Below are 8,620 nucleotides of genomic sequence, written 5' to 3'. Positions count from 1 at the left end.
CGCAAAAAGGGGCGCATCGGGAAAGGCAGTTCGGTCATCCGTTACATCATGTGCGAATGCGCCAACTCTGCATGGAAGACCAAAAGCTCGCTGGCCGCCAAATACAAGAGTCTGATGGTGCGCAAAACCCACAACAAAGCGATCATTGCGATCGCCCACAAGATGATTCGGTTGATCTTCCTGCTGCTGACCCGCAAGGTCGCCTATCACGACCCGCAGATCGACTACCAAGCCATGAGTGTGAAAAAGAACGCGCCGCGTTGGATCAAGCAGCTGAAGGCAATTGGCCAGTGGCCAGATAAGGCGGCAGCGCCGACCAGTGCATAGACGTCGCCACAACGAGGGGTCGGGCCTGGCGATATTTACTAACCCGCCGCAACGCGGGCTGGAAATCCATGTGCCCGCGCTACTTGGCTTTCACGGTAACGATATGGCCTAGACCAACACTACGTGTGATTATCAATTCAAGTTTGGAAGGCTGGGGATGCGGCTTTAGCTTTACAATTTTGACTCCCCTGCACAATGTCAGACGCCGTAAGAAGCAAACCGCCGAGAGTGCTAAATAAGCAAGGGCAGATGAATTCTTCGCGGCACAAGCGAGCATCTTGCGTGCACTTCTCGTCGTCATATGTCGAGGTCAACTGTCCGGCCGCGTGAATTCATCAACCGCAAGAAGATCGCTTCGCTTGCCAAGGAACATCGGCTTGTCCGGTCCTCGATAACTCGGAAGCCAACGCCTGTCCTTGGGCCCAGTCGGATGGTCGTACTCCGTGGACGAGAAGAGAATCTGTGCATCGTTTGCTTCACACATCTGCTCAAGCTCGGTGAGATATCGAGCCAGGTCAGCCGTATGGAGCTCCTCCTGTTTGGGGGTATCGAGGATCAGGAATCGGAATGGACGCGACTTATCGGACAAGTACGCCTCCAGCAGAGCCGCGTGTATTGCGAGGACCAGTCGGATCGTCGTGCTGCTGCTCCCCCCACTGCCGATGGTCTCAATCGTTTCGCCCGCGAACGTAAAGCGGAGGTTCAAGTCAATGTCGACGTTCGTGGACACGTTCTCCGTCGCAAGAGTCTGCATCCACTTCACAGTAAGCTCACGTAGGTTTAGCCGAAGCTTGTTGAAGTCATGGTCGGCTCTACCGGTGTTGGTCAACTCGTCAATACGATCCTGAATGCGGTCGCGTTCTCGCTCTAGCTTGAACAGCTTCGAGCGCTCTTCCTTCAATCCTGAGATTCGGCCCAGCTCCCCCTGTACGCCGACAAGCTGCTTGGTCAAGGCCTGCACAGCGGTCACAAGTTGATCAACGCCTGAAGTACTCGGCGAGTCAAGGTTATCAACGAGCGTCTGGCGCTCTGCGCCAAGTTCCTCAAGCCGCTCCTCCAACTGCTCAGCCCGAATTTCGGCGCGCTGGCTGTTCCGCTCAAGGTCCTTGATTTGGTCCTTCAGATACAGCAAATTCTTTCCGTAAGATTCCGTGCTGCCTATGAATAATCCGCAGTTTGGCACGCGGCAAATTTCCTGGAACGACGTGAAGACACGACGAGCCTCCTCATTCAGCCCGAGTGTCTTAATCTCGCCATCGATCTCCGCACGGATGGTCTCGATGCCAGCGACACGGTTCCGCAATTCGAACAGCTCCATCTGCCGAGACCGGATTTGCCCGTTCTTTTGACGTAGGAGCTCCATAAGCGTCGAGTTCGCAGTCCCCTTCGAGTCTACGGATGCGCGAAGGCCATCGAGCTGCTGCGTCAGATTTTCCGTCATTCTCTGAAGCGCAGCTTGGTTTGCGTCGCTGTCGTCCACGCCGCGGCTCTGATACTCGAGCACACGCTGCGCAGCGACGATCTTGCGTGTCTGGGCCTCGAGCGCGATCTTCTCTTCGATCAAGGTCTTCTTGACCTCGTACGAGTGTTTCGGGTTCAACCCGAAAGCGAACCGCACCATCTCTACAAACTGGTCCGTGATGAACGAGCTGGGTGCGCGATAGGCAGCCGAGTATCCGAAGCCCTGTATCAGGTAAAAGACCGGCAACAAAGTCGCGATATAAGGCTGGGCCTCTTCACCCTTGGTCGATATGAGCTTTGGTGGTTTCAGCCCAAGCGTTTGGAAAAGAGAAAGAGAGAAGGTACCCTCTGAATGGTGCTCGGTCTGTTCGCCATCGAAGTCAATTGTGGCATAGAACTCCTGGTTCTTCGCGTCAATGGTGCGGCGGATAATAAGCGCCTTACCTTCCGACTCGGCATGCAGTACAACTTCCTTGCACTTCTCGAGTATGTCGTTCCGAAAGTTGTTGGGGAATCCCATTGCGGATGCGAGCGCACGGATGAGTGGCGATTTTCCGCTTCCGTTCGGCGCGAAAAGCATCGTTGTTCTATGCCCAAACTCTAGAAGCGGGCTTGCCCAACCGCCATCTCCCAACGGTTCAATCTGCAGTGACTTCAACCTCATTCACATCTCCTCTAGCTCGATCTTCGTCCCTGATGTATTGGTAGCTAATCTCGATGGTTTTCATGGATAGGGCCAGCAGACTATCTCCCTTAACGGCACCCGCGTATACTTTTTTGCCCAACTCAGTGGCAGATATTTCGCGCGTCACCGTGTCGATGTAGACTTGTCCCGTCGACTCCAGGAACGTCAGTGCCTTTACTGTTCTGATACGCAGGTTACCGGACCATCCAATGTCCTGCGAAGACCACTTGAAACCGGCGACGGTCCGCTCCAGACACTCGCCAACTAACTGACCTATCTCGGGTAGCCCAGGCTTTGACCGGCCTTTCGATATTGCCAAGATGGTCATGGCTAGGAGGGGCAACTGAAACAGAGCCTCGTTGTCGAGAGTATGTACCGGCGAATGCCCTTCGCCAGAGAGGTTCAACTTGAGGCCGAGCCGCCTCGCGTCGTTAAAAAACTCGGTCGAGCTCATCGCGCAGCCCTCCGAACGATTGCGGCACAAAAGGCTCCAAACACCAAGTCCGTGTCCAGCGACGCAAATTTCTTACCGATTACAGAGTCCAAAACTCCTTGAACGAAATTCTCGAGGTCTGCTAAGACGCCACCGCCGAGGAGCCATGCTTTGCAGGACTTGTCGATTTCGTCGAGCAAAATGTTGAAGGTCAAATCTGGGAATGTGTGCCTCGCAGTTCTAACCCAGACATCCCAAGAGACCTTTGCTCGCGACGCTGCCTCGATCATGGATTCCGTAGCGTCAGCTTCCTTGAGCTTCCGCTGAAGGATGGACGCAGCCTTGACTGCTGCGGGGTCTCCCCCCTGCGACAGTGTCTGGTAAACCTGAGTGGAGATGCTCAGCACCTGAAGCAAGTCCTCTAGTCCAACACCCGTTGCTAGGTCGATGTCAGCCTTGGACAGTCCGTTAATTGGAGCGCAGGACTTCTCCTCAACAAGCGTCACTAAGCTTCTCGCGATGCGCTCGACCTCCTCTTGATGCAGCTCAATCTCTGAATGCCTCCAGATGGCGTTGTGCGCGGCAATACCAAAGGCCTCGAGCGTGTCGCCAATGTGCTGAACGTTGGCCAGCAAAGATAGCTTCTTTCGAGCCGCTTCGACTTGCAAAGTTGAAAGCGGGGTGTCGGGCGCAACAATGTCCGCGAACTTCTCAATTAATTGACGTGTGTATTTCTTACTGGAGGTGCCTGCAGAGAGGTCTGCGACGACATCGTGAACCTCGTCTTTGAAGTGCACATTGCTTAGAACCGTGACCTCGCGGCACTGATCACCAAACTCTACGGTGTGCAGGAAGAGCTTGCCGGCGATGCTGTTTCGGATTGCCTCTAACTTTTCAGCCGTGTCGAGCGCCCCCCTTTTTTTGAGAGCGAAGACTTCGTCAACATCCCATTGCTGATTTGCCTTGCCTTTGGTCTTGACTTGGAAGAAATGGTATTCGACCACGCCGGCCACAGTTCTGCGAACGACAAAATCGTCGTGATAGTCGCAGTAGACGCGGTCGACCTCTTTCCCGCTCAGAATCTCAAGAGCAGCGTAAGCGGCTGCCTGGAACTGCATCCGAAATCTCGTGAGGGTATTACGACCAACAACCTCGCGCGGCGCTTTCTCATGGATGATCTCTACGACTTCCATTGCGCACCCATCCGATCTTAGTTGTATGTTTTGTTTCATATTCGCATGCGCTCGCTTACGAGGGGTTCGATTCATTCAATTTGCATGCAGCGCAGACGCGGCGCGAGCAGCGGCGTTGCGAATATTTTGCATCGAGGAGTTATCGTAATCGCAGCTATGGCCGGCAACTCTTAGTGAGACTTGTTCGGTGCATACGAAGCATAACATCTTGCCAACCTGAAAAATACGCGAAATCTCACCGACCTAAATACACGTGGCTCCAAGGACAAGTGGTTGCGTTCTAGGTGATTGACGCGACACTAGGATAGACGGAAGCAGCGCCCATTTCGCATAGGCGGTGGCGCCGATACACCAAGAATGATGTTGCTGGATAGCATGTGACGCAAACTATGTTGACCTATACGGCCCTCAAAGAAACAGTGGTATTTACCTACATTTTTTCAATCGTCCCGACGAATAAAATTCCAGTCATCCCCAAGGGGGGAAATGGTCCGCCGAATCGTCAAAAATTGGGAAATTGAGTAAAAATTGCTGTAGGAAGAGAGGGTACATTGGCCATCAGAAATTTGCGAAAAAAACCCGGAAATGAAAGCGTTCCTCGCCTTGCTACATGCGGGTTTCGACAGGATTAGACGCCCGCCCGGTAACGCTTTTAAATCCCACTAAGTAACGCTTCTATTTTCCATCTACACCCGATACACTTGTGTCAAACTTTTTTACTCAGTGTCAAACATTTTTAGTTTGTGTCAAACTTTTTTATTTATCGACAGTCATGTAGAGAAATAATAAAGTTTGACACCGTTCCGCTATACAAATCAATGACTTAGGCTGTTCGTAAATATGGTGCTCACAAATAAAGTTTGACACTACTCAGGCAAAATCACCGGGAGCAGAATTTCTTGCGATAATAAAGTTTGACACCGAATTTGCCTATCTAGCAACTATTTTATTCGGCGTTTGTGCATTGCTGTTACTAGCCCCAAGCCTTCAACACTACTGAGTGTTGCCACCATTTCGAGGCTTCTGGTCGCAGATGATTGCTGATAGTTAATAACGGCACAAACAGGCCGCTCGCGCGCCAGGTGCCGTATGGCTTGTCGCGCGGCTAGACATCGTAAGGGAAATCGTCGTCGCGGTACTCTGTGTAGTAGTCCGCGTGGTACTTGCCGCCGATTTCTGTCAGCACGATCTTTTCAGGATCATACTTGATCTCCTTTGTCTTGAAGAGCAGCACGCTCCCATCCACGTACGCGATGGGGAAGCACTTAGAGTAGTCATCTTGTAGCAGCTCGCCGCGACCATACTGGGAAAACAGTACGATGTTCTTCCCGCCCGCGCGCTGGACAGAATCGAAGATCACACCGTCGAGCGGCGGGTTCTGGGCGTAGGCGAGGTATTCCGCAATTGATTGCGTAATGATGTACTCGGACGGCTCGGCCCCGGGTTGCACGGGGCGAGAGATTAGTCCGTGGATGATCCTCAATACCTCGTCGGCTTCCTGCTTCTGGGCGAACTCCGGGTCGAAGAAGCTCGGCTGTTTTTCTGGTCCGGCCTGGGCCAGCGCAGAGAAGTCGAGCACGCGGAGCGTTTGGGTCGTTCTGAAGGTCCCGATCAGCACAAAGCTCGCGAGCGAAGGACGCATCTCGGCGAAGCAAGTGTCGGTGTCGAATGCCCCGTAGAAAACCGAGACCCCGCTGGCATTCATCCTGCCACCCGTCGCGAGCTCCCCCGGGGGAGGGCCGAGTTCCGTAGCAGCGGAGTGGCAGATCCTGTCGAGCGTTGAGGTGTTCGTGAGGGTACGTGCACGGAAAAGCTCGGTACCCGGGGGATAGACGAGCACGACGGGCAGGCTCCATCCGTCCCGGAACTCGTCAATGCGCGCGAAGATACTCTTGAAGTAACCCTGCGCCGTCTGGCTGAAGAAACGCTGCTGATGCTTCAGTTCCTTCTCGACGGCCTTCCACTTGTAGATAATGGCCCGGGAATCCACGCGAGACCGGACGTAAGATTCGTCGAGGCCGAAGAATGGATCCCCGCCGGTACGGACTATCGGCTCGTCCATGGCCAGAAGCGCGTTCTCGACTTCTTCTAGGCAGTCCAAATGGCGGCCGATGACGGTCACGATGACGTCGACTAACGGGTCGCCATAATCTCGACCGTTGCGCGAGACGGCGATCTCGAAGTTGTGCCGGATAATCGGGGCGATAATCTCGGCGATCTGGCCCGCATCAACGGCATTGTTCACCGAGAGTCCGCAGACGCAACAGGCGGCCGGCGAACCCTCGTCCCGGATGATCTCACGCAGGTACTCGTCCTGCGTACAGCCACAGCATAAACCGCCCATTTACCCCTCCAGGAGAACTGCCTTGGCGTCCAGATGACGCGAGTGGTTCGCGACGGGTGACGAATCGCCCCCGACAAATAGAATGCGTCGGACAGACATCTATCTGCGCGTCGCTGTTCCATCTATACTCTCGCCCTCATTCGTCCGACGCACTTTATTGCGACAATTACCTGCAAGCTTACAGCGCAAATTTAATGAGCAGTTCTTTTTCTCTACCTACGAAAGTCCGCCAGCTTCCCTTTTTCCCGGCATCCTTCCCCGACGAAACCTTCTATTCATTGATCTCCCGATATTTTCTTCTGTCCGCTCATAGTGAAGACGAGGTCTCATTTGAAGTCCTGTTTGGCGTACCCACAAGTCAAATGGATTTCAGAGGACCAGCTCCATTTCGTCTGAAATACTTCGTGCGTCAACTCCCTGGCCAGTCGCGCATACTTCTTGGAAAAATCCTGGAAGCGAACTGCTTTGTGGCGTTGGTTTTGCCGGTCATAACAGCCGCAGACTGGGATTTCCCAGATCCAAAGTTCGCTGAGACCAACATCTGCCTGGACTGCGCTGCAGAGGACCGAGATGATGCGTCTATTGGCATGGCGTACGTGCACCGGATCCACCAGCTGCCTGGCGTAACTGCCTGCTGGCGCCATGCCACAAAATTTGTTAGCACATGTCCAAGATGTGCCAAGTCATTTAGGCAGCCGGGAAAGTTTTTAACCGCTCCTCTGGTTGATTGCGGTTGCGGCTGGTATCCATCAGTACAAACGACCGGCATCCGTGCAGCAAAATCAGATGTGGAATTCGCGATGAATGCACATCGAGTTTTCGAACAACGATCATACAAAACTCCAGCGTCGAGGTTGATCAGCTTTTTTGAGATGCATGTCGATCACAGTGCATTTCAAAAGAAACATGGTAGACACCGTTGGCGTGCTCCGATCTCTGTAGGAATAGCGGAAAAACTGGAACAAGAATATTCAACGATCGAAGTGGCTTCGGCGGTGGCTCGTTATATTCAGTCAGGCAGGTGTCCCAATGCCTGGGTCGCCAATCTCAATCCACACGTTTTGCAAGGGCGTGCCAGGCATCGACAGAACATCGATGACCCCATCCTGCTCGGATAAGCCCGTTAATCAGACTTGATCAGACACCGACTGTTAGAAAGGCTACAGAGCTTGATGTTAGCGTTTGAATCAAATCCTGATTCTGCAAATAAGGAATTCGAACGCCAGCCAAGCGCAACAACTGCCAGCGCGGTGGACGATGATGCAATTGCTGCTCCAATTCACGACCGGCCCAAATCAATCTGCGCCGCTGGCTACCTTCAGGCGATTCCGAGCACTTTTTTAGCGCAGCGTGGGTCAGCGGCAATCTATCGATATTTTGGTCGATCGTATCGGACATCTTTGTTAATCGCTTCAATAGCGCCTCGCTGATGTACACAGGCTTTCCTGGTCGACTGTGAAGATCAGCTTCGTTCTCGATGATCTGTTGCGATAAATTCTTGTCACGGCATTCCCAATTTACGCCGGCGTGGGTCGTGGATATCTTTCGTCCGAATCGAACTTGTTCCGCCAACCATTCGGCATCATGCCTTCGTAGCCAGGCGTAACTCGCCTTGTCTGAATGAGAAATGAGGAAGCGATTTCGATATTGCTTGCAAGCTAGCTCCAACCTTTTCGCCTCAAATTCCTGCTCCAGACTCGCATCCATGCGAAGTATTCGATATACGGAGACGAGCGAGATCCCATGTTTGGTTGCGACTTCCTTGGGGCATAGCCCCAACCTCAGCGCGGCGCCTACACCACTCTTGAGATCATCAGTAATTGTTTTTGCTCTACTAGATACACTTAGGCCGTAAGCGTCGGCTCACCACCGTCTTCCCTTGAGCGCCGCACGTCCCCATGATTGAATTTGGGACGCAAATTGATTGTGTCCACAAATTTATTTATGGACACAATAATTCAACCAATCACAACCAAGGCGAAACGCGGCCCGTATCGCCAACACAGCGATGAGTTCAAGCGTGCCGCCGTAGCGCGCACGCTGGTCGCCGGCGCATCGGTCTCGCTGATCGCCCGCGAACTGAAGATCAACACCAATCAGCTGTTCAGTTGGCGCAAGCGTTTCGGTGCCGAGACGCCGGTCGACGGCAACGCACTAGGCCGGTTAATGGCAGTCAC

6 protein-coding genes and 2 pseudogenes are annotated in these 8,620 nt (G+C 53.3%); 3 read left to right on the top strand and 5 right to left on the bottom strand.

From position 1 onward, the window contains the following. Positions 1-327, top strand: a pseudogene (locus tag BM252_RS31340) (IS110 family transposase); the annotation flags it as partial. Positions 328-637: 310 nt separating this feature from the next. On the opposite strand, the gene BM252_RS29560 reads toward BM252_RS31340, so the two are convergent. The 4 genes from BM252_RS29560 to BM252_RS29545 all read right to left on the bottom strand — a co-directional run bounded on the left by BM252_RS29560 (position 638) and on the right by BM252_RS29545 (position 6,443). Then, the gene (locus BM252_RS29560; protein WP_139236822.1) at positions 638-2,452 is read right to left on the bottom strand and encodes a hypothetical protein; all 1,815 of its coding nucleotides are present in this window, start codon (positions 2,450-2,452) and stop codon (positions 638-640) included. Beyond that, a complete protein-coding gene (locus BM252_RS29555) occupies positions 2,427-2,927 on the bottom strand; it encodes a hypothetical protein (protein ID WP_093391350.1) in 501 nt (166 codons plus the stop codon). The genes BM252_RS29560 and BM252_RS29555 overlap by 26 nt, the downstream gene beginning before the upstream one ends. Continuing rightward, entirely contained in the window at positions 2,924-4,099 is a 1,176-nt protein-coding gene (locus tag BM252_RS29550) for a dsDNA nuclease domain-containing protein (RefSeq protein WP_093391349.1), read from the bottom strand. The genes BM252_RS29555 and BM252_RS29550 overlap by 4 nt, the downstream gene beginning before the upstream one ends. Before the next feature lie 1,105 nt (positions 4,100-5,204). Then, a complete protein-coding gene (locus BM252_RS29545) occupies positions 5,205-6,443 on the bottom strand; it encodes an RES family NAD+ phosphorylase (protein ID WP_093391347.1) in 1,239 nt (412 codons plus the stop codon). A gap of 194 nt (positions 6,444-6,637) precedes the next feature. Here BM252_RS29545 and BM252_RS30720 point away from each other — a divergent pair, with 194 nt between their 5' ends. After that, positions 6,638-7,561 carry a TniQ family protein gene (locus tag BM252_RS30720; protein WP_139236821.1) on the top strand — a complete coding sequence of 308 codons (924 nt, stop codon included), beginning with the start codon at positions 6,638-6,640 and terminating at the stop codon, positions 7,559-7,561. 19 nt (positions 7,562-7,580) lie between these two features. On the opposite strand, the pseudogene BM252_RS29540 reads toward BM252_RS30720, so the two are convergent. Beyond that, positions 7,581-8,288, bottom strand: a pseudogene (locus BM252_RS29540) (TnsD family Tn7-like transposition protein); the annotation flags it as partial. 99 nt (positions 8,289-8,387) lie between these two features. Here BM252_RS29540 and BM252_RS29535 point away from each other — a divergent pair. Then, on the top strand, positions 8,388-8,620 hold a 233-nt coding region (locus BM252_RS29535; protein ID WP_139236820.1), incomplete at its 3' end, for a transposase.

The sequence above is a fragment of the Rugamonas rubra genome (assembly GCF_900114705.1).
GTDB lineage: Bacteria > Pseudomonadota > Gammaproteobacteria > Burkholderiales > Burkholderiaceae_D > Rugamonas > Rugamonas rubra.
This window is presented reverse-complemented; position numbering and strand designations above follow the sequence as displayed.